Annotated in this window: 25 protein-coding genes; 7 read left to right on the top strand and 18 right to left on the bottom strand. The window is 68.0% G+C overall.

The window, feature by feature from the left end; genetic code table 11:
- Positions 1-4: 4 nt before the first annotated feature.
- Positions 5-625, bottom strand: coding sequence for a response regulator transcription factor (locus tag HGB39_RS08270; protein WP_005250795.1), 621 nt, complete (start codon positions 623-625; stop codon positions 5-7).
- Between the two features lie 223 nt (positions 626-848).
- Here HGB39_RS08270 and hpaC point away from each other — a divergent pair, with 223 nt between their 5' ends.
- The 4 genes from hpaC to HGB39_RS08250 are packed head-to-tail and all read left to right on the top strand — an operon-like array spanning position 849 to position 4,569.
- Complete coding sequence (hpaC, locus tag HGB39_RS08265) at positions 849-1,442, top strand: 4-hydroxyphenylacetate 3-monooxygenase, reductase component (protein ID WP_005574581.1); 594 nt, start codon at positions 849-851, stop codon at positions 1,440-1,442.
- 2 nt (positions 1,443-1,444) lie between these two features.
- Positions 1,445-1,738: a DUF485 domain-containing protein gene (locus HGB39_RS08260; RefSeq protein WP_005255961.1), complete on the top strand. Its 294-nt coding sequence runs from the start codon at positions 1,445-1,447 to the stop codon at positions 1,736-1,738.
- A 6-nt stretch (positions 1,739-1,744) separates the two neighbouring features.
- Positions 1,745-3,295: a solute symporter family protein gene (locus HGB39_RS08255; RefSeq protein WP_005255960.1), complete on the top strand. Its 1,551-nt coding sequence runs from the start codon at positions 1,745-1,747 to the stop codon at positions 3,293-3,295.
- Positions 3,292-4,569 carry an amidase gene (locus tag HGB39_RS08250; RefSeq protein ID WP_005574582.1) on the top strand — a complete coding sequence of 426 codons (1,278 nt, stop codon included), beginning with the start codon at positions 3,292-3,294 and terminating at the stop codon, positions 4,567-4,569. The genes HGB39_RS08255 and HGB39_RS08250 overlap by 4 nt, the downstream gene beginning before the upstream one ends.
- Positions 4,570-4,585: 16 nt before the next feature.
- Here HGB39_RS08250 and HGB39_RS39825 read toward each other — a convergent pair whose 3' ends face one another.
- The 13 genes from HGB39_RS39825 to HGB39_RS08190 all read right to left on the bottom strand — a co-directional run bounded on the left by HGB39_RS39825 (position 4,586) and on the right by HGB39_RS08190 (position 15,310).
- Positions 4,586-5,245, bottom strand: a complete 660-nt coding sequence (locus HGB39_RS39825; protein ID WP_064080432.1) for an amidase family protein — start codon at positions 5,243-5,245, stop codon at positions 4,586-4,588.
- Positions 5,212-5,430, bottom strand: coding sequence for a hypothetical protein (locus HGB39_RS38485; RefSeq protein WP_005566108.1), 219 nt, complete (start codon positions 5,428-5,430; stop codon positions 5,212-5,214). Before HGB39_RS38485 ends, HGB39_RS39825 begins: the two co-directional genes overlap by 34 nt.
- Before the next feature lie 70 nt (positions 5,431-5,500).
- The gene (locus HGB39_RS08240) at positions 5,501-6,460 is read right to left on the bottom strand and encodes an AraC-like ligand-binding domain-containing protein (protein WP_005566106.1); all 960 of its coding nucleotides are present in this window, start codon (positions 6,458-6,460) and stop codon (positions 5,501-5,503) included.
- 11 nt (positions 6,461-6,471) lie between these two features.
- Positions 6,472-7,770 carry a phenylacetate--CoA ligase PaaK gene (paaK, locus tag HGB39_RS08235; protein WP_005566104.1) on the bottom strand — a complete coding sequence of 433 codons (1,299 nt, stop codon included), beginning with the start codon at positions 7,768-7,770 and terminating at the stop codon, positions 6,472-6,474.
- Positions 7,771-7,802: 32 nt separating this feature from the next.
- Positions 7,803-8,900, bottom strand: a complete 1,098-nt coding sequence (paaE, locus tag HGB39_RS08230) for a 1,2-phenylacetyl-CoA epoxidase subunit PaaE (protein ID WP_005566103.1) — start codon at positions 8,898-8,900, stop codon at positions 7,803-7,805.
- 2 nt (positions 8,901-8,902) lie between these two features.
- Complete coding sequence (gene paaD / locus HGB39_RS08225; RefSeq protein ID WP_005566102.1) at positions 8,903-9,412, bottom strand: 1,2-phenylacetyl-CoA epoxidase subunit PaaD; 510 nt, start codon at positions 9,410-9,412, stop codon at positions 8,903-8,905.
- A 1-nt stretch (position 9,413) separates the two neighbouring features.
- Positions 9,414-10,331 carry a 1,2-phenylacetyl-CoA epoxidase subunit PaaC gene (paaC, locus tag HGB39_RS08220; protein WP_043789503.1) on the bottom strand — a complete coding sequence of 306 codons (918 nt, stop codon included), beginning with the start codon at positions 10,329-10,331 and terminating at the stop codon, positions 9,414-9,416.
- Positions 10,332-10,339: 8 nt separating this feature from the next.
- A complete protein-coding gene (paaB, locus tag HGB39_RS08215; RefSeq protein ID WP_005250775.1) occupies positions 10,340-10,645 on the bottom strand; it encodes a 1,2-phenylacetyl-CoA epoxidase subunit PaaB in 306 nt (101 codons plus the stop codon).
- On the bottom strand, positions 10,642-11,595 hold the full coding sequence (paaA, locus tag HGB39_RS08210) for a 1,2-phenylacetyl-CoA epoxidase subunit PaaA (protein WP_005250773.1): 954 nt from the start codon (positions 11,593-11,595) through the stop codon (positions 10,642-10,644). Before paaA ends, paaB begins: the two co-directional genes overlap by 4 nt.
- A gap of 86 nt (positions 11,596-11,681) precedes the next feature.
- Positions 11,682-12,473: an enoyl-CoA hydratase-related protein gene (locus HGB39_RS08205; protein WP_005255950.1), complete on the bottom strand. Its 792-nt coding sequence runs from the start codon at positions 12,471-12,473 to the stop codon at positions 11,682-11,684.
- A gap of 40 nt (positions 12,474-12,513) precedes the next feature.
- Positions 12,514-13,368 carry a 3-hydroxyacyl-CoA dehydrogenase family protein gene (locus tag HGB39_RS08200; RefSeq protein WP_064080456.1) on the bottom strand — a complete coding sequence of 285 codons (855 nt, stop codon included), beginning with the start codon at positions 13,366-13,368 and terminating at the stop codon, positions 12,514-12,516.
- Positions 13,365-14,093, bottom strand: a complete 729-nt coding sequence (locus tag HGB39_RS08195) for an enoyl-CoA hydratase/isomerase family protein (protein WP_005565787.1) — start codon at positions 14,091-14,093, stop codon at positions 13,365-13,367. Before HGB39_RS08195 ends, HGB39_RS08200 begins: the two co-directional genes overlap by 4 nt.
- Positions 14,090-15,310, bottom strand: coding sequence for a thiolase family protein (locus tag HGB39_RS08190; protein WP_043789348.1), 1,221 nt, complete (start codon positions 15,308-15,310; stop codon positions 14,090-14,092). Before HGB39_RS08190 ends, HGB39_RS08195 begins: the two co-directional genes overlap by 4 nt.
- Before the next feature lie 159 nt (positions 15,311-15,469).
- On the opposite strand from HGB39_RS08190, the gene paaZ reads away from it, so the two are divergent.
- The 3 genes from paaZ to paaI are packed head-to-tail and all read left to right on the top strand — an operon-like array spanning position 15,470 to position 18,244.
- Positions 15,470-17,509: a phenylacetic acid degradation bifunctional protein PaaZ gene (paaZ, locus tag HGB39_RS08185; RefSeq protein WP_005565790.1), complete on the top strand. Its 2,040-nt coding sequence runs from the start codon at positions 15,470-15,472 to the stop codon at positions 17,507-17,509.
- Complete coding sequence (locus HGB39_RS08180; RefSeq protein WP_005565792.1) at positions 17,506-17,823, top strand: EthD family reductase; 318 nt, start codon at positions 17,506-17,508, stop codon at positions 17,821-17,823. Before paaZ ends, HGB39_RS08180 begins: the two co-directional genes overlap by 4 nt.
- Positions 17,824-17,830: 7 nt before the next feature.
- A complete protein-coding gene (paaI, locus tag HGB39_RS08175) occupies positions 17,831-18,244 on the top strand; it encodes a hydroxyphenylacetyl-CoA thioesterase PaaI (protein WP_005250762.1) in 414 nt (137 codons plus the stop codon).
- Between the two features lie 44 nt (positions 18,245-18,288).
- Here paaI and HGB39_RS08170 read toward each other — a convergent pair whose 3' ends face one another.
- From HGB39_RS08170 to HGB39_RS08155, 4 genes are all read right to left on the bottom strand, one after another.
- Positions 18,289-19,179, bottom strand: a complete 891-nt coding sequence (locus HGB39_RS08170) for a Vgb family protein (protein WP_005565795.1) — start codon at positions 19,177-19,179, stop codon at positions 18,289-18,291.
- 49 nt (positions 19,180-19,228) lie between these two features.
- A complete protein-coding gene (locus tag HGB39_RS08165) occupies positions 19,229-23,710 on the bottom strand; it encodes a PDDEXK-like endonuclease domain-containing protein (RefSeq protein ID WP_064080457.1) in 4,482 nt (1,493 codons plus the stop codon).
- Positions 23,711-24,025: 315 nt separating this feature from the next.
- Complete coding sequence (locus HGB39_RS08160) at positions 24,026-24,778, bottom strand: GntR family transcriptional regulator (RefSeq protein WP_005250759.1); 753 nt, start codon at positions 24,776-24,778, stop codon at positions 24,026-24,028.
- Between the two features lie 31 nt (positions 24,779-24,809).
- Positions 24,810-25,961 (bottom strand): acyl-CoA dehydrogenase family protein, encoded by a 1,152-nt coding sequence (locus tag HGB39_RS08155; protein ID WP_005565798.1) that lies wholly within the window; start codon positions 25,959-25,961, stop codon positions 24,810-24,812.
- Between the last annotated feature and the right edge of the window lie 58 nt (positions 25,962-26,019).

Here is a 26,019-nt window from a genome sequence, read left to right as displayed (position 1 = left end):
TATTTCAGGTGACGGCAATTCCGGCCTGCAGAATATCGCGTACGAGAACCGCGATGCTTTCCGCTCCGGTCTTTTCCTTGATACGGGTGCGATGCACGTCGACCGTCTTCACGCTGATTCCCAGCTCTTTCGCAATGTTCTTGCTCGGCAATCCGTCGAGGACGAGTGCGAGGATTTCCTTTTCTCGCACCGTCAGCGCGTCTATTCGTCCCTGCAATTCCGTTCTCGTCCGACGTTCGCCGAACCGTTGACGCGCAACCCGGAGCGCGTCCTGAATGACGTCGAGCATGTGCTGCGGATCGTAGGGCTTCTCGATGAATGTCAGCGCACCCCGCTGGAGGGCCCGCACCGACATCTTGATGTCACCGTGCGCCGACACGAAGATGATCGGGATCGGGGATTCGTCGGCGAGGAGTGCCTCCTGGAGTTGGAATCCCCCGACTTCCGGCATGCGGACGTCCAGTACGAGGCAGGCCGGGATGTCGCGGCGGTACTCGTCCAGGAACGACTGAACGGAGAAGTAGTACTCCGACGTGATGTTGACCGAATCGAGTAGCCATGCAAGCGATGCGCACAACTCCTGATCGTCGTCGACGATGTAAACCCGTGTTTCTTGCTGATCCATCGAATCCTGCCTCGCACAGATGGCTTGCTTCCTCGTCCAGTCAACACCGACCGTAACGGAAGCGGTAGGCAACTGAAGGAATCCCCTACTCGGATACGCGACTTACTGCGCGAAAGTAGCGTCGCCGCCAATGTTCCAGCGCACGACGCGCGTCATATCCTTCTTGCAGGAACGCCGGCGCAACGTGGTGACACGACTTCCTGTTCCAACTCATGGAGACGAAATGCCCGAACTCACAACCATGCAATCGATCTTCCGCACCGCCATGGCGAATCTGCCGGCCGCGGTCAACATCGTGACGACCGACGGCCCTGCCGGGCGCTGCGGAATGACGGTGACCGCCGTCTGCTCGGTGACCGACTCCCCGCCCACCGCACTCGTGTGCGTGAATCAGAACAGCGCCATGCACAACGTATTCCGGAACAACGGCCGAGTCGGTATCAACGTGCTCTCCGGCGACGACGAAGAGCTGGCCATGCATTTCGCGGGCGCAACCCAAGTCGCGATGGCGGACCGGTTCCAGTGGGACATCTGGGAAGAAGACACCGACGACGGTGTTCCGATCCTGCGCGCCGCACACGTGGTGCTCGCCGGCCGGATCGCGGACAGCAAGACCGTGGGATCGCATTCGGTGATGTTCGTCGAACTGGACCGCGTGCAGACGCGCGAACACGGCGACAGCCTCGTCTACTTCCAACGCAAATTCCACCGTTTGTCGGTTCCGGTCGAGTCCCCCGACTGGCTGTTCTACGACGAATGGTCCGATCCGATCACCGTGACGCCCGCCCTCGTTCCCGCCGCAGCCGGAGGTAAATAGCCATGGTCACCTCGTCACCGCCCGAACAAGTCCCACAGAATTCCGACCTGCAGGTGCTCGCAGACACGCGTGCCGCCTTGACGTTTCGTCTCAGCGCCCTGGTCCTCGCACTGTTCCTGCCCCTGCCGATCCTCGGTGGGTTCACCTCGCTGCTCGACGGCGTCGTCTTCAGCGGTGTCACGGTGGCGTGGCTCTACGCGGTGGCGCAATTCGTCGTCGCCATCGTCGTGGCCCGGTACTACATGGCGCGGGCAGCCGAACTCGACTCCCGGACCGCCTCGCGGGCGAAAGGATAACGCGCCATGAACCTCGTCTCCGCATCACTTTTCGCGGCCCTCGTCGCTGTCACCCTGATGATCACCGCGTGGGCTTCCAAGAGGAACAAGTCCGCCGCCGATCACTACGTCGCGGGCGGCAGCCTCACCGGCAGGCAGAACGGTGTCGCCATCGCCGGCGACTTCATCTCTGCCGCCTCGTTTCTCGGAGTCACCGGTGCGATCGCGCTGACCGGTTTCAACGGGTTCTACCTCGCGGTCTTCGTGCCCGTCGCGTTCGTCCTCGCGATGCTGCTGATCGCGGAACCCCTGCGCAACCTCGGCCGCTTCACGCTGGCGGATGTCCTCGCCACCCGGTTCCCCGGCAAGGACGTGCGGTCGATGATGGCGATCAGCACGGTGGTGATCAGCGTGGTCTATCTCGTGTCGCAGCTGGTCGGTGCCGCGCTTCTGGTGTCGTTGCTGTTCGACCTCGACTACGCCGTGGCCGTGTTGATCATCGGAACACTCACCACCGCGTACACGTTGGTGGGTGGCATGCTCGCTACCAGTTGGATCCAGATCATCAAAACCGGTCTCCTCATGGTCTGCGCCGTCGTGCTGTTCGTTCTCGTGCTGGTGCGCTTCGACTTCAATCCCTTCGGCCCGTTCAGCACCGCGCTCGCCGAGTTCGGGCAGTCGTTCGTCGCGCCGCAGCGCACGTCCGGTACCGCGTCGTTCGACCAGTTGTCGCAGACCGTCGGGCTCGTGCTCGGCGTGCTCGGCCTGCCGCACGTGATGATCCGCTTCCTCACCGTTCCGGACGCGAAGCAGGCGAGAACGTCCGCCTACACGGCGATCTGGATCTTCTTCGCCTTCTACCTGCTGGTTCCCGTGCTCGGTTACGGCGCCGCCAAGCTGGTCGGTGTCGAGGTGATCAAGTCCGAGAATCGGGGCGGCAACCTCGCGGTCGCGCAGCTCGCCGAGACAGTCGGCGGCGGAGTCCTGCTGGCGTTCGTCGCGGCCGTGGCGTTCGTGACCATTCTGGCCGCGCTGTCCGGCCTGGTGATCGCCACCTCCGGTGCGATCGCACACGACCTGTACGGGCAGGTGATCAGGAACGGATCGGTGTCGGCGAAGGCTCAGCACCGCGCGGCCCGCGTCGCGACGGTGGCCACCTGCGTCATCGGTGTCGCCATCGCATTCGCGGCGCAGAAGCAGAACGTCGCGTTCCTCGCGTCACTGGGCATGTCCATCGCAGCATGTGCGAACCTACCGGCACTGCTTCTGACCATGTACTGGAAGCGCATGACGGCGCGCGCCGTCATCTCCGGGATCGTGGTCGGGCTCGTCCTGTCGGTCACCGTCATCCTGCTCAGCCCGGTCGTGCAGGGACCGGACTCCATCCTCGGATTCTCGAACCCGGCACTTGCCGTGGCACCCCTCTCGCTGGCGGTGTCCGTCATTGTCGCGCTGTTGTCGGCACCGTCCGGGGAGACGAAAGCACGAGCCGATCGCCTCTTCTCGGTGATGCGCACCCGAGCACTCACCGGGCAGACCGAGACGACGAACGACGACACGATGGTGGCGATGCAATGAGGACGGAACTCCGGTCACCGAGCCCACTCCGGGACCTGGCCGAGCAGCTGGCGACGGGCGCGACAACGCCGATCGACGTGGCGGAGGCGGCACTCGCACGGATCGCGGACCTCGAGCCGGATATCCACGCCTGGGCCCACCTCGATGCCGACTCGGTGCGGTCCGCGGCCGCCCGGATCCAGGACAGCGGCCCGGACGGCGCGCTCTGGGGCGTGCCCGTCGGCGTCAAGGATCTCATCGACGTCGCCGGTATGCCGACGCGCTGTGGCAGTGAGCTGCGGAGCACGGAACCGGCGACGACGGACGCCGACTGTGTGGCACGGTCGCGCGCACTCGGCGCGCTCCCGTTCGGCAAGACCGTCACCACCGAGTTCGGGTATTTCAAACCCGGCCCGACCCGCAATCCCCGCGCCCTGGGTCACACCCCCGGCGGGTCGTCGAGCGGCTCGGCGGCAGCGGTGGCCGCGGGCATGGTGCCGCTGGCGTTCGGCACGCAGACCGCGGGGTCGCTGACGAGGCCCGCGTCGTTCTGCGGAGTCGCAGGTTTCGTCACCGCCCACGGCGAACTTCCGACCGCGGGCATCACCGGGCTGAGTCCCAGTCTCGACACGGTGGGGCTGCTGGCACGAACCGTGCCCGATCTCCACTTCGCGTGGACCGCACTGCGCGACGGCACGCGGGCGCCCGTTCTCGAGCCTTCCGCTCCGCGCCGGCTTCGCCTCTGGAGTGGGTTCGAGCTCGGCGAGGTGTCCCGAGAGATGACGGCGGCGCTCAGGACTACCGCTGATTCCGCCGAGTCGGCGGGGATCGGGTGCCGTGAGTTGGACGCCGCCGCAACGATTGTGGCACTGACGGAACACCACCACACCGTGATGGCGTACGAGGCGACCAGGGAACGCGCCGCAGAGGCCGCGCAGACCGACAAGATCAGCGCACCCCTCGCCGAACTGTTCGCCACGGGGGCGGCGACCGCAGAAGCCGACTACCGTACCGCCCTCGCCGGAATCCGCGAGACCCGACAGCTGCTGCTCTCGACGTTGGACGAGGACGAAGCAATCCTCGGGCCCGCGGCTCTCGGCGCCGCTCCACCCGGGCACGACGCGACCGGAACGCCCATCCTGAGCCGACCGTGGCAGGCCATGGGTCTGCCGGTGGTCACGATCCCCGGGAAGCGTGACAGCGCGGGTCTTCCCCTCGGATTACAGCTGATCGGGCGTCCCGGCGCCGAGCAACGCCTGTTCGAAACAGCAGCGTGGCTGGAAGCCGTACTCTGACAACGACAGAAGGTCGTCAGTCGACGAAGATCGACGGTTGGCGATCCTTCCACGGCGCAGCCTGCTCCAACTGCGCGGCCACCTGCAGCAGCAGATCCTCTCTGCCGGTGGCCGCGACGAGCTGGACGCCAATGGGGAGGCCCTCCCTGCTCAGCGCGAGCGGCAGGCTGACCGCGGGATACCCGGACACGTTGAACGGTGCCGTGAACGGTCCGAACTCGAAGATGCGGCGTAGCCACGAGCGCAGGATCGCCGCACCCGTGGCGATCGCAGTGAGTGTCGACGCCTCGACGACGTCCTCCGCGTCGAATTGCGGGCGCGTCTCGGTCACAGTGTGGCCGATCCATTCGAGGATCTTGCCTGCGGCGATCGTGGCCGCCGATACCTGCATCTCGACCGAACTCCCGCCCCACGGCTCGGTCGTCAGGGCCACCCGCAGACGGCCGGGATCGGCGCGCATCGTGTCGGCGTAGCGACCGGACTGCGCCGGGGCGGTGTACTTTTCACCGACCGGCGGGGCGGCGACGGCGTCCAGCAAATGGGCCGTGTCGCGGATGGTCCGGGTGAGGGCGAACTCGTAGATGTGCCCGAACCCCGCCTCACCGACCAGTGGGCCGCAGGGGATTCGGCCGCGGCTCGGTTTCAGGCCGACGAGCCCGCAGCACGAGGCAGGCACCCGGAGCGAACCGGCGCCGTCGTTGCCGTGCGCATCGTCAGTGCGCCGAGGTCGGCATCGGCCTGCGCGATCGCGACGCGCGCAACGGCTTCGACCTCCGTTGCCGTCACCTCACCGGCCCGGATCAGCTCACTCAGACCGACGGCGTCGAGCCCGGTGTACTCGCGCAGTTCCAGCGGTCCCACTCCTCAGGTCGCGACGACCGATTCAGTGTGGCCCGGAGGGCCGTGCGGCGCGACCGAATTTCTGCCGCCGTCACGCAGTGATCGACAGCAGTTCCTGTTCGCGGAAGGCTCGCGGCGAGACCCCGTACGTCTCCTTGAACAGCCGCGAGAAATGCGACGAGTTGACGAGACCGTATCGGGCACAGATGGTTCCGATGCTGTCGCCGCGGAATCGGACGTCCTTGAGATCGCGGCGGCACTTCTCGAGCCTGCGGTGGCGGATCCACCCGGCCACCGTGTGTCCGTCCGCCTCGAACATCTTCTGCAGGTGCCGCGTCGATACGTGGTGGTGGGACGCCACCGTCGCGGTGTCGAGTGTGGGGTCGTGCAGGTGCGCGTCGATGAACGACCTCACACGTAGCAGCAACGACGCGCCGGGAGCGGTGGCGTCGGCGGGCGCCTCCGATTGCACCGCGGCACTGAGCAGGTCGAGCACCGCATCCTCGACGAGGGGGGTCGTCGGCATGGTGCCGGTGACGACGGAGTGGTGGAGGTTCGTCAGGAACGGCGAGACGAGCGCGCCCATGCCGGTGCTGCCCTGGATGCGGCGCGCGGAGACGGTGCCCAGTTCCCGCGAGGCGATGCGCAGTAGTTCGCGGGGAAACATCAGCACGAACATGCTGAACTCGCCCGCGAAGTGAAGGTCGTACGGCTTGCTGGTGTCGTAGACGGCGAAGTCGCCGGGCCCGAGCACGGCCTCTCGATCGTCCTGGACGATGACGCCGCTCCCCGACAGTTGCAGGCCCACCTTCACCAGGCCGGGGTCCGACCGCTTGATCGACGTGCGGGTCCGGCGGACGTCGACCGCATGTCCCCCGACCTCGCTGAGCTGCAACCCGCCGAGCGCGGTGGTGCGCAGGGTCCCCGTGAAGCGCCCCGGCCCGTCCTCCGCCGTGGACACCACGGCGAGCGGGACGAACGCCGTGGAGACTGCCTGACGCCAGTGCTCGAACTGCCCGTCGTCACGCGCGGGCCCACCACCGAGACGCACCTTCGATCACCTCACAGAGCGGAGCGGTTGTCGATCAGTCGACGTGCCTTACCGAGTGAGCGTTCGAGGTCGCCGGGAGCGACGACGTCGACCTTCACGCTCACGCCGATCCTATTCTTCACCAGCTTCTGCAGTTCACCCGCGGCCCGTGCGTGGTCGTCGGTCACGGCATCCGGACGCGATTCCACCCGCACGGTCAACTCGTCCATGCGGCCCGGGCGGTCGAGGATGCACTGGAACTGCGGGGCCAGCGCCGGCACCGCGAGGATCAGTTCCTCGATCTGGGTGGGGAACAGATTCACCCCGCGCAGGATGATCATGTCGTCGGTGCGTCCGGTGACCTTCTGCATCCGCCGCACGGACCGCGCCGTTCCCGGCAGCAGCCGCGTGAGGTCGCGGGTGCGGTACCGGATGATCGGCATGGCCTCCTTGGTCAGCGACGTGAAGACGAGTTCGCCCTCCTCACCGTCGGGCAGCACTTCCCCGGTGACCGGGTCGATGATCTCCGGGTAGAAGTGGTCTTCCCAGATGTGCAGGCCGTCCTTGGTGTCGACACATTCCATCGCGACACCCGGTCCCATCACCTCGGACAGTCCGTAGATGTCGACGGCGTCCATGTTCAGGTGCTTCTCGAGTTCGGAACGCATCTCCTCGGTCCACGGCTCCGCCCCGAACACACCGGTCCGCAGCGACGTCTTCGACGGATCGATGCCCTTCGTGATCATCGCGTCGACGATCGTGAGCATGTACGACGGGGTCACCATGATCGCGTCCGGCTCGAAGTCCTCGATCAGCTGGATCTGGCGGTCCGTCATGCCACCGGACATCGGGATCACCGTGCAGCCCAGCCGCTCCGCACCGTAGTGCGCGCCGAGGCCACCGGTGAACAGGCCGTACCCGTATGCGATGTGCACCTTGTCCGACGGCTTCACGCCACCCGCCCGCAAGCTCCGCGCGACCAGATCGGCCCAGTTGTTCAGGTCGCCCGTGGTGTACCCGACGACCGTCGGACGTCCCGTGGTCCCGGAGGACGCGTGGATGCGCGAGACCTTCTCCTGCGGCACCGCGAACATCCCGAACGGATAGTTCGCCCGCAGGTCCGCCTTCGCCGTGAACGGGAACTTCGCCAGATCGGACAGGTCCTTCAGGTCACTCGGGTGGACACCGGCGTCGTCGAACGCCTGCCGGTAATGCGGAACGTTGGTGTACGCGTGGAGAAGTGACCACTGCAGGCGTTCGAGTTGCAGCGATGAGATCCGGTCGCGCGTGGCGAACTCGATGTCCTGCGAGGGGGTGGCGATACTGGTCATTCTAGTCTCCGGGGTGGGCGGGCTGGGTATGGTCAGGCGTCGAAATCGACGGTCACGTTGTCGCTGACCGGGAAGGTCTGGCACGTCAGCACGAAGCCGGAGTCGACCTCGTAGTCCTCGAGCGCGTAGTTGCGGCGCATGTCCACGTCACCGCAGGTGATCTTGGCGCGGCACGTTCCGCAGACGCCGCCCTTGCAGGCGAACGGAAGGTCCGAGCGGTACTTCTCGGCGGCGTCGAGGATCGATTCGTCCCGCGGCAACGTCGCGGTGGTCGAGCGACCGTCGAGAACCAGGGTCACCTCACTGCTCGGCCCGGTGACGCCGGGCTCGCGGTGGGTTTCCATGGGCGGGGGCACGTCGTCGACGAAGAACAGCTCGTGATGCACGCGGCTCTTGTCGATCTGCAAGTCGCCGAGAACCGTCTCGGCGTCGGTGACCATCCCGTACGGTCCGCACAGCCAGAAGTGATCGATGTCGGCCACGGGGACCACGGCGTCGAAGATGGCCCGAAGCCGGTCGGCGTCGAGACGGCCGGTGAACAGCTCGACCTCGCGGGGCTCGCGGGACAGGACATGGATGATGTCGAAGCGCGACCCGTACGTGTCCTTGAGGTCGGCGATCTCCTCGGCGAACATCACCGAGCGGGTGCGCCGGTTGCCATACAGGAGAACGACTTCGGCCTCGGGATTCGCCAGCATCGATGCGGCGATCGACAGCATCGGCGTGATGCCCGACCCGGCGGCGATCAGCACGTGGCGACCCCCGGCCGCGGGATCGGCGACGAACGTTCCGCTCGGGCCCTGCACCTCGATCCGGTCGCCGGGGCGGACGTCGCGCACGAGCCACGTCGAGAACAGACCGTCGGACACCTCGCGCACGCCGACCCGCGGCGCGGAACCGGCGGGGGCGCAAATGGAGTAGGAGCGGCGGTGTTCGACACCGTCGATCGTCCGCCGCAGCGTGAGTGACTGTCCGGGGCCGAACGCGAACTCGTCGGCGAGCTCGGCCGGAACGTCGAACGTGACCGCGACCGCGTCGTCGCACAGGGATTCGACGTCGGCGACGGTGAGGGTATGGAATGCCCTGTTGCGCAACGCCGCACCAGGCTTCGGGGAGACCGCTGTGGTCATGGTCAGATTTCCTTCACGTGATCGAAGGGTTCGAGGCAGTCCAGGCACCGGTAGAGCGCCTTGCACAGCGTCGCCCCGAATTCCGAGTCGAGCCGCGTGTTCGCCGAGTGGCACTTGGGGCATGCCACGGGTCGCGGCTTGACGGTGAGGGTCAACGGCACCGGGCCCGATGCGCGTCGCGGCGCGGGACCGGGAGTCGAGTAACCGTTCTCGCGGAGCTTGCGCCTGCCGTTCTCGCTGATCCAGTCCGTGCTCCACGGCGGCGACAGGACGGTCCTGACCTCGACGCTGCCGAACCCGGCGTCCTGCAGGGTGTGCTCGATGTCGTCCCGCATGGTGGCCATCGCGGGGCAACCGGAATAGGTGGGGGTGATGGTCACGACCACCGACCCGTCGGCGTATTCCTCGACGTCGCGCAGCACACCGAGATCGGCGAGCGTGAGCATCGGCATCTCGGGGTCGAGCACGGATTCGGCGAGGCGACGGGCGTCGCTGCGCACGGCGGTGGTCATGTCACCACACTCCTTCGGGATGCGCCCGGGCCACGCTCTGCATCTCGGCGAGCAGCAGTCCGAGCGCCTCGGTGTGCAGCCCCTGCCTGCCTGCCCGACCGCCGACGGTGCCGACTGTCCGGCCGGTCGGGGCGGTGAGCTCGGCGGCGTGCAGCACCTGCTCGAGCACCGAATCGAATTCCTCGCGCACGTCCCGCGGGTCGACGCCCACCCCCACCGCCGCGAGCGCAAGCTCCTCGGTGGTCGGGACGAACAGTTCCTCGACGTACGGCCACACGCGGGTAAGCGCCGCTGCCATCCTGGTCTTCGACTCCTCCGTGCCGCAGCCGAGCGTCACAACCCAGCGGGCCGCGTAGTCGCGGTGGTAGGTGAGTTCCTTGACGCCCTTCACCGCGACCGCCGCGAGGACCGGGTCCCGGGACGTGCGGAGACGGTCGAACAGTGCGAGGCGCCACGTCGAGAACACCAGCAGTCGCGTGATCGACTGAGCGAAGTCGCCATTGTCGAGTTCGGCCAGCCGGGTGTTGCGGAACCGATTCTCGTCCCGGAAGAACGCGAGCGCGTCCTCGGCGGGAATCGGGCTCGTGTCGGAGATGTACGGCACCACCGACACGTCCGCCGCGGCCGCACGGGCGAGCAGCAGTCGCGCCTGACCGAGCAGGTCGAGCCCGACGTTCGCGAGCGCAACCTCTTCCTCGAGTTCCGGTGCGCGCGTGCTCCACTCGGCGAGACGCTGTGAGCTGATCAGTGCATCGTCACCGAGCATCAGGCAGTAGCCCGCCAGCGCGGAGAGGTCGACGTCCTCCGGAACCGTGGTGTCGACACCCGCGAGGGGGTCGTCGAAGCTGGTGCCGAACGCCCACTGGCCGTGGCTGTCTTCGTCGACGAGGCCTTCGTAAGCATTGTCGTGGTCGGTCATCGTCAGCCTCACATGTGGGGAACGTTGTCGGGGATCTCGTAGAACGTGGGGTGCCGGTACACCTTGTCGCCGCTGGGCGCGAAGTAGGGATCCTTCTCCGACGGGCTGGACGCCACGATCGAATTGGACCGCACCACCCAGATGCTCACGCCCTCGTTGCGGCGGGTGTAGACGTCCCGGGCGTGCCGGACGGCCATCTCGTCGTCGGCGGCGTGCAGGGATCCGACGTGAACGTGGTTGAGTCCGCGCTTGCCGCGCAGGAACACCTCGTACAGGGGCCAGTCCGCGCGCACTGCGTTGTCGTCCGTGCTCATCGTGCGTTCTCCTTGCTGCTCTCGCGGCGAGCGAAGGCCGTCGCGGCCTCCCGCACCCACGCCCCGTTCTCGTGTGCTGCCCGCCGGTTGGCGACGCGCTCGACGCTCGATGCGCCGTTGCCCTTGATCACCTGCATGAACTCGCTCCAGTCGGGCTCGCCGAAGTCGTGAGCGCCGCGCTCGGCGTTCCACTTCAGGTCCGGATCCGGGAACGTCACGCCGAGCACCTCGGCCTGCGGGATGGACATGTCGACGAACCGCTGACGAAGTTCGTCGTTGGTGTGCCGCTTGATGCGCCACTTCATGGACTGCTCGGAGTTGGGCGACTGATCGTCCGGCGGTCCGAACATCATCAGCGCCGGCCACCACCAGCGGTTCACCGACTCCTGCACCATCTCGCGCTGGGCGTCGGTGCCGCGCATCATCGTCATCAGCAGTTCGAAACCCTGACGCTGGTGGAAGGACTCCTCCTTGCACACCCGGATCATCGCCCGCGCGTACGGACCGAAGGAGCTGCGGCACAACGGGACCTGGTTGCAGATCGCGGCGCCGTCGACGAGCCAGCCGATCACGCCGACGTCGGCGTAGGTCAGCGTCGGGTAGTTGAAGATCGAGGAGTACTTCTGCTTGCCCTCGATGAGCTTCTCGGTGAGGTCGGCGCGGTCGGCTCCGAGCGTCTCGGCCGCCGAGTACAGGTACAGGCCGTGTCCGGCCTCGTCCTGGACCTTCGCCATGAGGATCGCCTTGCGACGCAGCGACGGCGCACGGGTGAGCCAGTTGCCCTCCGGCTGCATGCCGATGATCTCCGAATGCGCGTGCTGCGCGATCTGCCGGATCAGCGTCTTGCGGTAGCCGTCGGGCATCCAGTCCCGCGGCTCGACCCTCTGGTCGGCTGCGATGGTGTCATCGAAGAGCTCTTGCAGCTCATCGGAAGCGTGTGACGTGGTCATATGTCCTACCTCTATTACCGAATGATCGGTTGGTATCAAGTATGCATGTCAGCCCCCGCCCACACAAGGGCGGGAGCCGAATTACGTCAGTGGCCTTCGAAGGCGGGCGTGCGCTTCGCGAGGAACGCGTCGACCGCGCTGCGGTGATCCTTCGACCGGCCGAGCTGCTCGGCGGCCTCGCGCTCCCGCTCGAGCGCCTCCGACAGCCCGCTCGACGCTGCCGAGACCAGCGACTTGACCTGCGCGTACGCGGCCGTGGGACCGTCGGCGAGCTTCCGCGCGAGCGCGGTGGCCGCGTCCCCGAGTTCGGCGTCGGGCACCACCCGGTGCACCAGCCCCCAGTCCAGCGCCTGCGCCGCCGTGAACCGGTCGCCGAGCATCATCAGCCCGGTCGCCCGGCTCGCTCCCAGCGCCTGCACCAGGGTGTGGCTCAGCCCGGAGTCGCCGGCCAGCGCGATCCCCGTGAACGCCGTGGCGAACTTCGCGCCCTCCCCTACGATCCGGATGTCGGCGGCCAGGGCGATGCCCAGCCCCGCCCCGACGCAGGCCCCGCCGACCGCGACGACGACCGGGACGCGGACCCCGGCCAGCGCCCGGAGCAGCGGGTTGTAGTGCTCGGCGACGGTGTCCATCGCGTGCGCGGCGTCCGCCTCGAGGCCGGCCACGTGCTCGGCCAGGTCCTGGCCGACGCAGAAGTTCTTGCCCTCCGCCTGCAGCAGCAGGGCGCGCACGCCGTCGTCGGAGGCGACCTTCTCCACCGCCGCCAGCAACTGCTCCTTCACCGCGCGATCCAGGGCGTTGGACGCGCCCGCGCGGCGCAGGGTGATAGTGGCCAGTCCCGCGTCCACGGAAAGTCCGACCACGTCGTCAGTGCTCATGAGAATGTGCCTCCTGCTGGTTGTGGTGTGCGTGGCCCGGTCAGGACCAGGTGAAGAACCCCTGGCCGGTCTTGCGGCCGAGTTCCCCGTTGGCGACCTTCTCGCGCAGCAACGCCGGCGGCGCGAACCGGTCGCCGAGCGTCTTCGCGAGGTGCTCGGCGATCGCGAGCCGGACGTCCAGTCCGACCAGATCGGTGGACCGCAGCGGTCCCATCGGGTGGCGATAGCCCAGTTCCATGGCCCGGTCGATGGACTCGGCGTCGGCGACGCCTTCCTCGAGCATCCGGATCGCCTCCAGCCCGAGGCACACGCCGAGACGGCTGGTCGCGAAGCCGGGGGAATCATTGACCAGCACCTCGGTCTTACCGAGCTGGGCGACCCACTCCCGGACCTTCTCGACGACACCGGCATCGGTGGCGGGGGCGCGGACGATCTCGACGAGCGTCGACGCGGGAACCGGATTGAAGAAGTGCATGCCGATCAGCCGGGCCGGGTCGCTGAGGGCATTGCCGAGTTCGGCGATCGAGATCGAACTGGTGTTGCTGGCGATCACCGTCGACGGGTCGACCGTCTTCTCGACGAGCGAGAGCACGGACAGTTTGAGGTCCACCAACTCCGGCACCGCCTCGACCACCAGATCCAGGGCCGGCGGAAGCGCGTCGGGGGCGGCCACCGTGGACACCCGTCCGAGGATCGTCGCGGGATCGACGTCGCCGAGCTTGCCGCGTTCGTGCGCGCGGTCCAGTCCGTCGGACACCCGCTTCAGGGCCGCCTGCCGGTCGCCGCTCTCGGCGATGGTGACGGTGGAGCCGAGGGTGGCGAAGACCTGCGCGATACCCGCGCCCATCCGGCCGCCGCCGACCACTCCGACATTCTTCGGTGCTGAGCTCGTCATTTCTTCTTCTCCAGAAAGGCAGTCATGCGGTCGTGTTTGTCGCGGCTCTCGAACAGCACCGCCTGGGCGATGTCGTCGGCGAACGGGTGCGAGCCCGGTGCGTCGACGATCATCTTCGTGAGCTTGAGAGCGAGCGGCGCCGACCGCGTGATGCGGTCGATGACCTTGTGCGCTGCATCGATGTGCGCGCCGGGTGCGACGACACTCATCACGAGTCCGCTGCGCAGCGCGTCCTGCGCGTCGAGGTTCCGGCCGCCGAGCAGGACCTGCTTGGCGACGGACTTGCCGACCAGCTCGGGCAACCGGTAACTGGCCCCGGCCGCGGCCATGATCCCCAGCCCCGGCTCCGGGTTCCCGAAGACTGCGGTCTCGGTGGCGATGCGGATGTCGCACGCGTAGGACAGTTCGGCGCCGCCGCCGAGCGCGTACCCGCTCACCGCGGCCACGGTGGGCAGCGGCAGCTTCGCGATGCGGTCGAACAAGTTGCGGTTGATGCCGGCGAACGCCTCGTCGCGGCCGCGTTCGCGCAGTTCGGCGATGTCGGCGCCGCCGGCGAAGTGGTCGCCCTCGCCGGTCAGCAGCATCGGCTTCGGCGTCGCCTCCAGCGACGCGCACACCTGGTGCAGTTCGCCGATCATCTCCGCGTTGATCGCGTTGCGCTGCGCGGGACGGTGCAGCGTGACCACCATGCGGTCGTCGCGGTCCTCGATCTTCAGTGTGTTCACGGCGCCTCGATCAGCATCGCGACGCCCTGGCCGACGCCCACGCACAGCGTGGCCAGTCCGCGGCGGGCGCCTTCGCGTTCCATCCGGCCGAGCAGCGTCAGCAGGATCCGCGCACCCGAGCAGCCCAGCGGGTGGCCGAGTGCGATGGCGCCGCCGTCCGCGTTGACGATCGACTCGTCGAGCTTCAGCTGCCGGATCACCCCGAGCGACTGCGCCGCGAAGGCCTCGTTGAGTTCGGCGGCACCGAGGTCGGAGATCGACCAGTTGGCGCGGGCGAGGGCCTTGCGGGTGGCCGGGACCGGGCCCAGACCCATGACGTTGGGGGCGATACCCGCGCTGGCGCTGGTGACGATGCGGCCGCGCACGGTCAGGCCGTACTTCTCCACCGCCGCCTCGCTCGCGACGACCAGTGCCGCGGCGCCGTCCGAGAGGGACGACGACGAGCCGGCGGTCACGATGCCGCCGGTGCGGAACACCGGTTTCAGCGAGCCCAGTTTCTCCAGCGTGGTTCCCCGCCTGGGGGTTTCGTCGGCGGTCAGTTCACCGTCGCGCACCGGCACGGGCACGATCTCGCGATCGAACCGGCCCGCGTCGACCGCCGCGATCGCCCGCTCCTGGCTGCGCAGCGCGAAGGCGTCGCTCTCGGCGCGGGTGATGCCCTCGAGCGCGGCGACCTCCTCGGCCGTCTCGCCCATCGACAACGTCACCTTGCGGACGTCCGGTCCGGCCCCGGCCGGAACGTCCCGGTCGGTGGCGGTGAACCGCGGGTTCGTGAAGCGCCAGCCGAGCGAGGTGTCGGCCACCTCCCCCGGGCGTGCCCACGGGGTGCCCGGCTTGGCCATCACCCAGGGTGCGCGGGTCATCGATTCGACGCCGCCGGCGATGACGATGTCGGCCTCGCCGCTGCGGATGGTGTGCGCGGCGGAGGCCACGGCGGTCAGACCGCTCGCGCACAGGCGGTTCACCGTGTAGCCGGGAACACTGTCCGGCAGGCCCGCGAGCAGCACGGCCATGCGGGCGACGTCTCGGTTGTCCTCGCCGGCCTGGTTGGCGGCACCGAGGATCACCTCGTCGACGGCGTCACCCGGGATTCCGGCCCGGCGGGCGGCCTCGGCCACGACCAGACCGGCAAGGTCGTCGGGGCGCACTCCTGCGAGCGCTCCGCCGTATCGACCCTGCGGGGTACGGGCTCCGTCCACCAAAAACACTTCGGCCACAGTCTTCTCCTTCACGGGGGTGCCGTCTATTAATAACCGAATCTTCGGTCGGTACGCAAGAGGAGGTAGCGCACGAAAAGTTGCGATCCACCCTTGACAACCAGCGGCGGAAGCGACGATTCTGTTAACCGACCGAACGTACGGTGAAATGGAGTTGTCGTGAGCAAGTTACTGGAAAGCTACGCCGCCGGACGCTGGTACACCGCGCCGGACGAGGGAACGCCGCTGCTGAGCGCGGTCGACGGCTCCGAGGTGGCGCGCATCTCCGCGACCGGACTCGACCTCGGCGAGATGGTCACCTACGCCCGCGAGGTGGGCGGACCGGCGCTCGCGAAGCTGACCTTCCACGAGCGCGCCGCCGCCCTCAAGGCGCTCGCACTCACCCTCATGGCCGGCAAGGACGAGTTCTACGCCCTCTCCACCTCGACCGGCGCCACCAAGCGCGACTCCGGCGTCGACATCGACGGCGGGTTCGGCACCCTCCTCAGCTACGCCAGCAAGGCCAGGCGGGAACTGCCCAACGACACCGTCTACCTCGACGGCGCGTTCGAGCAGCTGGGCAAGAAGGGCACGTTCCTCGGCCAGCACGTCTACACCTCGCGCCGCGGCGTGGCCGTCCAGATCAACGCGTTCAACTTCCCGGTGTGGGGCTTCCTCGAGAAGCTCGCCCCCGCATTCATCGCCGGCGTCCCCTCGATCGTCAAGCCCGCGAGCCAGTCGGCCTATCTCACCGAGCTCGTGTTCCGTCGCATCATCGAATCCGGGCTGCTGCCAGAGGGTTCGGTCCAGCTGCTGTCGGGGAGCGCCCGCGGGCTGCTCGACCACCTCGGCGGGCAGGACTCCGTGGCATTCACCGGATCTGCCGACACCGCGGCCACCCTGCGGGCGCATCCGAACGTCGTCGGTGAGGGCGTCCACTTCAACGCCGAGGCCGATTCGCTCAACGCGTCGATCCTCGGCTCCGACGTCGAGCCCGGCAGCGAGGAATTCGACCTCTACGTCAAGCAGCTCGTCACCGAGATGACGGTGAAGGCCGGCCAGAAGTGCACCGCCATCCGGCGCGCCTTCGTGCCGACCGCACTGATGGACGACGTCATCGCCGCGGCCGAGGCCCGGCTGTCGCGCGTCGTGGTCGGCGCCCCCGACGCCGAAGGCGTCACGATGGGTGCCCTCGCCAGCCTCGAACAGCGCGACGAGGTCCTGAAATCGCTGCGCGGCCTGACCAAGACGGCGCAGATCGTGGTCGGCGACCCGGAGAACTTCGAGGTCGTCGGCGCCGACAAGGCGACGGGCGCATTCCTGCCGCCGATCCTGCTGCGCTCCGACGACAAGGACGCCACCGAACCCCACGACATCGAGGCCTTCGGCCCCGTCAGCACCGTCATCGGATACGAAAGCACCGACGAGGTCATCGAACTCGCCGCCCGCGGCAAGGGCAGCCTCGTCGCATCCCTCGTCACCCGCGATTCCGCACTCGCCCGCGACATCGTGCTGGGCCTCGCCCCGTTCCACGGCCGCGTCCTCGTCCTCAACCGCGACGACGCCAAGGAATCCACCGGCCACGGCTCACCCCTGCCCGTCCTCGTACACGGCGGCCCCGGACGCGCAGGCGGCGGTGAGGAACTCGGTGGCATCCGCGGCATCCTGCATCACATGCAGCGCACCGCGGTCCAGGCCACCCCCGACATCCTGACCGCGGTCGGAAACAAGTGGGTCACCGGTTCGCAGCGCAACGACGACGGCATCCACCCGTTCCGGAAGAACCTCGCACAGTTGCGGATCGGCGACACCATCGTCGGCGGCCCCCGCCAGGTCACGCTCGCCGACATCGACCACTTCGCCGAGTTCACCGGCGACACGTTCTACGCCCACACCGACCCCGAGGCCGCGGCCGCGAACCCCCTGTTCGGTGGCATCGTCGCGCACGGATACCTCGTCGTCTCCCTCGCCGCCGGCCTGTTCGTCGAACCGAATCCCGGTCCCGTCCTCGCCAACTTCGGCGTCGACAACCTCCGGTTCCTCACCCCCGTCAAGGCCGACGACAGCCTCACCGTCACGCTCACCGCGAAGCTCATCACCCCGCGCAGCAGCGCCGACTACGGTGAAGTCCGTTGGGATGCAGTCGTCGTCAACCAGGACGGCGATCCCGTCGCAACGTACGACGTTCTCACCCTCGTCGCCAAAGGAGAAAACGCATGAGCTTCAAGGTCGCCGTCTGCTACGGCCAGCCCGATGACCCCGAGGCGTTCGACGCCTACTACCGCGACACCCACATGCCGCTGGCCCGCAAGGTTCCCGGCCTGTCCGACTTCACCTGGGGCAAGTGCAGTGCCCTCGACGGCGGCACGCCGCCGTACTACGCGGTGGCGAGCCTCGTGTTCCCCGACGCCGCCACCATGAAGTCCGGGTTGCAGTCCGAGGAGATGAAGCAGGCGGGCAAGGACGTCCGCAACTTCGCCACCGGCGGCGTCACCATGTACGTCCAAGAAGAAGAATCCGTCTACAACCAGTAGGAGAACCATGACTGTCGACGCGTCCGCGGAATGCCGTATCGCGCGGAAGATGTTCGAGGCCGACAACGCGTCCCAGGCGCTCGGCATCGAGATCCTCGAGCTCAGCCCCGGCCACGCGGTCGCGTCGATGGTCGTGGGTGAGACCATGGTCAACGGCCACGGCATCACCCACGGCGGCTTCGTGTTCACCCTCGCCGACACCGCATTCGCGATGGCGTGCAACGGATACGACTCACCCGCCGTCGCCGCCCGCGCCGACATCCGATTCCTGACCGCCACCCGCCTCGGCGACACCCTCGTCGCCGAGGCCGTGGAGCGGGCCCGATTCGGGCGCAACGGCATCTACGACGTCACCGTCCGGCGCGGCGACGACGTCATCGCCGAGTTCCGCGGCGACAGTCGTGCGCAGCCGCGCCCGTGAGCATGTGCGCTTCGCGCCTGTGAGTACTTATTAACCGCGGGACGTTAACAAGTACTCACGGGTGCGAAGCACACAACACGTCCGATCTCCAGCGCGACCCAGACCGCACCGTCCGGTCCCACGGCGATCCCGTGCGGCTCCGAAGACGGTGTCGGCAGGTCGTATTCGGTGATGTCGCCGCCCGGCCCGATGTGTCCGATGCGGTTTGCGCCCCATTCGGTGAACCAGCAACCGCCGTCGGGGTCGGCGACGACGGCGTGAGGTCGGGCCGAGCGGTCCGGGAGTGCGAACTCGTCGATCCGGCCGTGGGCGGAGATCCGGCCGATCTGCCCGGCGCCGATCTCGACGAACCACAGCGCGTCGTCGGTCCCGCGCGTGATTCCCACCGGCCCGGCGGCGGGCGTGGGTAGAGAATGCGTCGCGACGTTGTCATCGACGTCGATACGGCCGATCGCGTTCGCCTGGTTGAGGGTGAACCACAGTGCGTCGTCCCGGCCCGACGTGATCGCCGAAGGGAACCCGCCGTCCGTGGGCAGAGGAAACTCGGTGATCTTCCCGTCAGTGGTGATCCGCCCGATCCGATCGGCATTCGTCTCGGTGAACCACAGTGCACCGTCCGGGCCGGCGACGATCCCGAACGGGCCGCTGTCCGCGGTCGGGGTCGGGAAGGAATCGATCGCACCGTCCGACGTCAGCCGCCCGATCCGGTGGTCGCGGAATCGTCTGAACCACAAGGCGTCGTCCGGACCCGACGTGATGATGGTGGGCCCACACTCCGCGGTGTCGAGCGGATACGTCGCGACTTCGCCGTCGACTGTGAGGCGCGCGATGCGACCGGCGTGGACGAGCGTCACCCACAAGGCCTGGTCGGGCCCGGCCGTGATCGCATACGGCCCCGACGTCTCGTCGGAGACGGTGAACTCCTGGATTCTCATGCGCTCCGCACCTGTGAGTACTTGTTAACCGCGGGACGTTAATAAGTACTCACGGGCGCGCAGCGCCAATGGGGGCCGCGTGCTTTCCGCGCTCGGACGCCGCGGCCTCGCGCGCTGCCCGCTCGGTGGCGGCCGCTTCGATGGCGATCGCGTGATCCACCGCGTGCGGCGCGATGCCCAGGTTGTCCAGAGTCTCCCACAGACTCGACAGAGCGGCCTTCGGGTCGAGGTAGTACTCCGACTCGCGGACGCGCCAGAACGTCCAGCCGCACCGTTTGAGTTCCTGTTCGCGTTCGAGGTCCGCGATCCGTTGTTCCGGGGTGGTCGAGAACGCGTCACCGTCGCATTCGACGGCGAGTCTCATGGTGCCACCGGTGACGACGAGGTCGATGCGGCGATTGTTCACCTCGACTTGGGAATTGACGTGGTAGCCGCGTTCGGCGATGTCGTTGAACACCCGCTGCTCGAGCAGGTTGTCGAACGGGGGGATCCGGACGTCGCGGTCGACGTCCTGCGGCATGGGGTCGGCCGGTGCCGGCGACGTCGACATCATGTAGCTGAGCAGGGAGTTGCGCAGGTCGGCCCGCTTCAGTTCGTCGACGGTCACGGAGTGGAACAGCCACAGCTGGTCCTGCGCCCGTGACGCCGCGACGTTGAACCGTCGCTTGTACTGGTTCGCCGTCAGCGGTGCAAAGTTCTGCTCGGGTCCCACGACCATCGACAGGAAGACGACGCTCCGTTCGTCGCCCTGGAAGTCGGGCGGCGTCCCGACCCGCAGTCGCCGCTGCTCCCATTGTTCGATGCCGATGCGCTTGACGAGTTCGGTTCGAATGGCGTCGACCTGGGACTGCCCCTGCAGCACGACGATTCCGAACGTCTTCCCGTCGTAGCGGGGGTCGACGAGGCATTCGATGAGCTGGTCGACGAGGGCGGCGGCCTCGACGTGGTTGGTCAGCGTCGCGTCCTTGCCCGACACAGTGGCATCGGATACGTACGTATGTTTCAGCGGCGGAAGCCGATCCGCGCCGAACTGCCGCACCGGGACCAGCGGCAGTTCGCCGTAGAACTGGGTGCTCGACCAGTTGATGATCTCGGGCATCGAGCGGAAGTGCTCGCGGAGCCGGACCACCTGCCCGAAGCTGGTGCGCAGGATCGAGAACAGGCTCGACCGCGGCGTGAGCGTGGCCTGCACGTACTCCGGAAGGTCCGGCAGGTAGGCGTCGAGCCGGGTGAACACGTCGTCGAGGGTTCCGGTGGTGGGGATGTCGGCGGGTGCGCACTGTTTGTCGTCTCCGACGACGATCACCCGCGGTGCCAGCCACAGCAGGAACAGGTTGGTGATGTCGGCCTGGCTCGCCTCGTCGACGATGACGACGTCGAAGCTGCCCGGCACGGGCGGGATCGACGCGAGGACCTGCTGCAGCGGCATCACCCACGCGGGCACCGCGCCCTGCGCCTCGCCCATCGCGGATCGTGCTGCGCTGCGGTACTTCTCGGCGTATTTACCGGCACCTGCACCGATGCTCGAGATGTGCTCGCGGTACGTCTGCAGCGCCCGCACCTGATCCGCCGTCAGATGTTCGAGGCAGTCGCGCCAGGCGGTGGCCGCCGCGAGCCGCGCCGTCAGATGCGCGAGATCCGCGTCGACGGCATTGAGTTCGGCTTCCAGTTCCTGCTCACGACCGGCACGGTGCTGTTCGGTGACCCATTGGCGGGCACGGCGCCACGCCCAGGCCTCCGACATCTGCCAGCTCATCTCGTCCCACTCGGTGAGCGCCGCCGTTCTGCGCACCAGTTCGTACAGCGCCGGGGCGACGGGTGAGAGTTTGTCGGACAGTTCGTCGAACAGTCGCTGATCCTGCTGTTCGACGCGGGCGATCGCGTAGCGGCTGAGGGCATCCGAGAGGGCCGCGTTGTCGGCCTGATCGAGCGCCGCCACCAGGGCGGTGCCTTCCGGCGACGGTCCCGCGTCGACCTCGGTGGAGACGGCCGAGACGATGGCGTCGAGTTCCGCACGGGCACTGTCCACGTCGGCACGCGTGGTGATCGCCTCGGCGGCCCCGGCCACCGCGACGGCATCCGCGAGAGTGCGGATCCGCGGCGCGTTCGGGGACAGTGCGAACAGTTCGCGGGCCAGCGCGTCGCGGGAGACGAGGAGGGCGCGCACCCGAGCCACCCGGCCGACGATCATGTTGAGGCTGTCGACCTGGACGGCACGGGATCCGTTCATGTCGACCGGAATCCGGAGGTCCGCCAGCAGGGTGGCGGCGGTCTGCGCGGCGTCGTGGGCGCGCAGGTGCTCGGTCACGAGCCGCACCGTGGCGGCGGTCGTGGCGGGTGCGCCGTCGACGGTGGCATCGAGGCCGAGTTCTTCGACGGCCTTCTGCTCTTCGCTGCGACGGAAACGTGCCTTCCACTCGACGGCGCCGGATTCCATCGCGACGGCGAGTGCACCGACCGCCTGCAGTGCGGGTCGGGTCATGACGGCGCACTGGACGTCGTGCGCACCGATGTAGCGGTCGGCGGCCGCGGCCGCCTCGACGATCGCGGGCAGGGCGTCCAGCCGACCCCACAGGTGCGTCGCACGGCCGGAGAGGACCGTGTCGGCGAGGCCCTGGAACTGGCCGTCGAGGTCGAGGACGTCGTGAGCGCGGGCCTGCAGTTCCTTGCAGTGCCGGCGAACGGTGTACGCGGTCTCGGGGTCGACGCCCCCGAGGACCTCGAGCAGATGCGCCGACTGCGGGGTGTCGATGGGGATACTGGTCGACGCCCGCGAGCAGAGTCGTTCGAGTTCGGCCCGGTTGGGCAGCAGCGAGTCGAGCACGGGAAGCGTCTGACGGGACCGCCGCGCCCGTTCGGGGGATGCGGTCACCGAGAGGCGGCGCAGCGTCTCGACCTCGGTGCCGGTGAGGGGCGGCTGCTCGCTCAGCAGCGGACCGGGAAGCCACTCGAAGGCATCCTGCAGACCCATGACCTTGCGGACGATGGTGGCGGCGGTGCCCTCGTAGCCGTCCGCCACAGCGTCGTGGAGGTAGGTCTCGGACTCGCGCAGCGCCTTCACCTGCTCGAGCACGACGGCCCGCTTCTGCACGGCCTCGTCCCGCTGGGCGCGGAGATCGGCGATCTTCTGGCCCTCGCTGTGCGGGTTGAACGACGACTTCCGTTCGGCGATCGTCGCGACGCTGCGGGTGAGCTCGTCCGAGCCGCCGCGGGAGAGATCGGTGATGGAGACGCACAGTTCCTGCATCTCGGGCGGGAGCTTGTCCCTCAGCACCCGAAGCGCCTGCGCCTTCTCGCTCGTGACGAGCACCCGCTGGCCGCGCGCGAGCAACGCCGACACCAGGTTGGCGATCGTGTGGGTCTTGCCCGTGCCGGGCGGGCCCTCGACCACCACTCCGCTGTCGCCGCCGAGCCGCTCGATGATCTGCGACTGCTCGGCGTTGGCCGGGAGCGGGAAGAGCGGGTCCTCGGCGAGCGTCGACGAGGTGGCGGCGCCGGTGCGCTCGAGCCACGACAGCCGGTCTGCCGGCTCGATCGCCTCGACCAGCTGCGCGAGCCCGAGGGGAACGGTCGCGCCGTCGCGTTCGAGGTGGGAGATCATCTGCTCGTAATACTCGACCAGCGCGAACGCACTGCGCTTCCGCAGGACCAGGGCCGGCGACAGCGTGAGGGTGCCGTCGGCGTCGGCGTCGGGTGGCCGGACGCCGTCCCGCACCGTGACAGGCGTCATCAGCGACTTCGGTGCCCACTCCGCGAGCAGTGCGCGAACGCCGTCGCTCAGCGGCGACGCGGCCGTGTCCTGCAGTTGCTTCTGCAGCGGCATCGCGTGCGCGCTGTCGTAAATGTCCAGTCCGGTGAACAGCTGGGAGTCCTCGAGCCGGGGCTGCGAGCCCGCGATCAGCCGCACCAGCAGGTCGCCGGTCCGGGGGTCGCGGTGGATGCTCGCGGACTGGGTGACCAGGTGGGTCTGGACGCCGTCGACCGGACCGGCGCCCGCCAGGGTCAGCAGACCGGACGCGAGAACAAGTTCGATCGACTCGGGGCGGGCGTTCAGCTCCTGCAGCATCCGCTGCAACGACTGGTACAGATCGGCGTGCGGGCGACGCTCCCGGTCGGCCTTCGCCCACGCCTGCCAGCGCGGCACGTAGGCGTCGAACGCCTGCCGGAAGTCATACGCGCGACGCACGTCGTATTCCTCGTCGGAGTCCTCTGCGTAGGCGTCGGACGCGTTCAGTTCGAGATCGGAACGCGAGCTGTCGGAGCGGGCCGACGCATCCACCCAGCCGGCCAGGACCGTGGGCAGTTCCGGCGGATCCTCGACACCGATGAGGGGCACGCGCAGGACGATGTCACCCTGCGCGGCGTCGGAATCGAGTTGGATCGTCCGGCCGTCCTGATGCAGCCATTCGACCTGTTCGTGCTGGTCGACGCGGAGGACCGGCTTCGTGCGAGCCCTGACGATCTCACGCAAAAACTGCAGCAGGCGCTGGACGCGGCCTGCGAGCTCGGCGTCGTTTTCGGGACTCGACAATGTAAACCTCTGCGAATTCTCGGTGATGACGTGCGCGTGCCCCCGCAGTGCACACTATCGGGTCGAGGGGGTGAACTTCGAGGCGTCATCCCCTGGCAGAGGGACTGGACGGTCGCTCGAGGTGCCGCACGGACCTCGATTCGTACCGGCCGGTCTCTACTGTTCACCCGTGCCGGCGGTGAAGTCCCCGGTCTGCTTGCGCATCGGTTCGTTCGCCTCGAACACGTCGCGGAGTTCGGGACGGAACGGCAGCAGTGCCGGGATGGGGCGTGGAAACGTCGGTCGAGCGCGAGGACGGCAGAAGGACGCGGCCGCTCAGCGTCCGCCGCGTCGCAGGGTCACGCGATAGGTGTAGTGCTCGGGCAGGAAGTAGCTGACCGCCAACTCGACGGTCCGCCCTTCCGAATCGGAATAGAGGCGGTCCACCCGCAGCATCGAATGGCCTTCGGGGCAGCCGAGTTCGCGGGCCACGTCCGCGGGGGCGGGTGCGACCGTGATCGATTGCGCCGCCTCGATGATGGGGCTGCGCAGGTGCGGCTCCAGCAGACCAATGATCGTGTACGCACTGACGGCGCCCTCGGACATCTCGGGTGCGTCGACGACGAGCCGGGCGATCTCGTCGGGAAGGTACACGGTGGTCAGCACGAACGGGGTGTCGTCGTGGCGTCGCCGGAACACGACCGTGTGGACGAGGTCGGTGTCGAGGCGGAGCCTGCTCGCGGCCTCGATGTCGACCCGGCGGCGCAGCGGGGAGACCACCTCCATGGTGGTGTCGGTGGACAGATTCATCAGATCCTCGATCGACCCCAGCTGACGCAGGTATCGGCCGTCGGACTCGGCTGCGAACGTCCCGCGGCCCGGGACCCGGTAGACGATGCCCTCGGCTACCAGGTCCTGGAATGCGCGCCGCACGGTCTGCCGGCTCACGCCGTGCTGTTCCGCGAGCTCGAATTCGGTAGGGAGCTTGAGGCCGCCGCGGTACTTGCCCGCGGCTATGTGTTCACGGAGCTGCTTCGACACCAGCTGGTACGCCGGCTCCGTCTCTCGTTCTCGTTCCCTACCGTTCATCGCGCACCGATCCTACGTGCAGGTTGCCGGACTACAGACCGCCCCGCGACACGAGTTGCGAGACGATGACGTTGCGCTGGATCTCGTTGGTGCCCTCGCCGACGATCATCAGTGGGGCGTCGCGGAAGTACCGCTCGACGTCGTACTCGGTGGAATAGCCGTAGCCGCCGTGGATGCGCACCGCGTTGAGGGCGATGTCCATCGCGACTTCGGACGCGTACAGCTTGGCCATGCCGGCCTCCATGTCGCACCGGTCGCCGCTGTCGTACTGCTCGGCCGCGTGCCAGGTCAGCTGCCGTGCCGCCGTCAGCTTGGTTGCCATGTCGGCCAGGTAGTTGCCGATCGACTGGTGCTTCCAGATCGGCTTGCCGAAGCTCTCCCGCTGCTGCGCGTAGGCGAGGGAGTCCTCGAGCGCCGCCGTGGCCACGCCCAGCGCCCGGCAGGCCACCTGGATGCGGCCGGTCTCGAGGCCCTTCATCATCTGCGCGAACCCCTTGCCCGGGGTGCCGCCGAGGATCGCCGTGGCGGGGGTGCGGTAACCGTCGAACGACAGCTCGCACGTCTCGACGCCCTTGTAGCCGAGCTTCGGTAGATCCCGCGACACCGTCAGACCGGGACCGTGTTCGACCAGGACGATCGAGATGCCCTTGTGCTTGGGGGTCGCGCTCGGATCGGTCTTGCAGAGCAGCGCGATCAGGCCGGATCGGCGGGCGTTGGAGATCCACGTCTTCGAACCGGTGATCACCAGATCGTCGCCGTCGGTCTTGGCGTTGGTGGACATGGCCTGCAGATCCGAACCGCCGCCGGGCTCGGTCAGCGCCATGGTGGCCCGGATCTCGCCGGTCGCCATCTTCGGCAGGTACTGCTGCTTCTGCTCCTCGGTGCCGTACAGCGACAGCAGCTTCGCGACGACGGTGTGCCCGCCCATGGCTCCGGCCAGGCTCATCCACCCGCGGGCCAGTTCCTGGGTCACCTGCGCGTAACAGGGCATCGACACCGGAGATCCGCCGTACTCCTCCGGGACCGCCAGACCGTAGATCCCGATCTGCTTCATCTGCTCGATCCACTTCTCGGGGTATTCGTTGGCGTGTTCCACCGCCTGCACCGTCGGCTTCACGTCGCGGTCGATGAAGGCGCGCACCGTCTCGACCAGGTACGCCTCTTCCTCGTTCAGCTTGCCCATCACTCCACCTCGCACTCGCACAACATTTGTACGGCCATACTCCGATAATGTCTGCCTA

It is taken from the genome of Rhodococcus opacus (genome assembly GCF_012396235.1).
Classification (GTDB): domain Bacteria; phylum Actinomycetota; class Actinomycetes; order Mycobacteriales; family Mycobacteriaceae; genus Rhodococcus_F; species Rhodococcus_F opacus.
Note: the sequence above shows the minus strand (reverse complement) of the source record. Positions and strands in the feature narration are given on the sequence as shown.

Bases quoted from the DNA above. Each gene is read 5' to 3' on its own strand.
- HGB39_RS08270 (WP_005250795.1), bottom strand. From the start codon at position 625: ATGGATCAGCAAGAAACACGGGTTTACATCGTCGACGACGATCAGGAG.
- hpaC (WP_005574581.1), top strand. From the start codon at position 849: ATGCCCGAACTCACAACCATGCAATCGATCTTCCGCACCGCCATGGCG.
- HGB39_RS08260 (WP_005255961.1), top strand. From the start codon at position 1,445: ATGGTCACCTCGTCACCGCCCGAACAAGTCCCACAGAATTCCGACCTG.
- HGB39_RS08255 (WP_005255960.1), top strand. From the start codon at position 1,745: ATGAACCTCGTCTCCGCATCACTTTTCGCGGCCCTCGTCGCTGTCACC.
- HGB39_RS08250 (WP_005574582.1), top strand. From the start codon at position 3,292: ATGAGGACGGAACTCCGGTCACCGAGCCCACTCCGGGACCTGGCCGAG.
- paaK (WP_005566104.1), bottom strand. From the start codon at position 7,770: ATGACCAGTATCGCCACCCCCTCGCAGGACATCGAGTTCGCCACGCGC.
- paaE (WP_005566103.1), bottom strand. From the start codon at position 8,900: ATGACCACAGCGGTCTCCCCGAAGCCTGGTGCGGCGTTGCGCAACAGG.
- paaD (WP_005566102.1), bottom strand. From the start codon at position 9,412: ATGACCACCGCCGTGCGCAGCGACGCCCGTCGCCTCGCCGAATCCGTG.
- paaC (WP_043789503.1), bottom strand. From the start codon at position 10,331: ATGACCGACCACGACAATGCTTACGAAGGCCTCGTCGACGAAGACAGC.
- paaB (WP_005250775.1), bottom strand. From the start codon at position 10,645: ATGAGCACGGACGACAACGCAGTGCGCGCGGACTGGCCCCTGTACGAG.
- paaA (WP_005250773.1), bottom strand. From the start codon at position 11,595: ATGACCACGTCACACGCTTCCGATGAGCTGCAAGAGCTCTTCGATGAC.
- HGB39_RS08205 (WP_005255950.1), bottom strand. From the start codon at position 12,473: ATGAGCACTGACGACGTGGTCGGACTTTCCGTGGACGCGGGACTGGCC.
- HGB39_RS08200 (WP_064080456.1), bottom strand. From the start codon at position 13,368: ATGACGAGCTCAGCACCGAAGAATGTCGGAGTGGTCGGCGGCGGCCGG.
- HGB39_RS08180 (WP_005565792.1), top strand. From the start codon at position 17,506: ATGAGCTTCAAGGTCGCCGTCTGCTACGGCCAGCCCGATGACCCCGAG.
- paaI (WP_005250762.1), top strand. From the start codon at position 17,831: ATGACTGTCGACGCGTCCGCGGAATGCCGTATCGCGCGGAAGATGTTC.
- HGB39_RS08170 (WP_005565795.1), bottom strand. From the start codon at position 19,179: ATGAGAATCCAGGAGTTCACCGTCTCCGACGAGACGTCGGGGCCGTAT.
- HGB39_RS08160 (WP_005250759.1), bottom strand. From the start codon at position 24,778: ATGAACGGTAGGGAACGAGAACGAGAGACGGAGCCGGCGTACCAGCTG.
- HGB39_RS08155 (WP_005565798.1), bottom strand. From the start codon at position 25,961: ATGGGCAAGCTGAACGAGGAAGAGGCGTACCTGGTCGAGACGGTGCGC.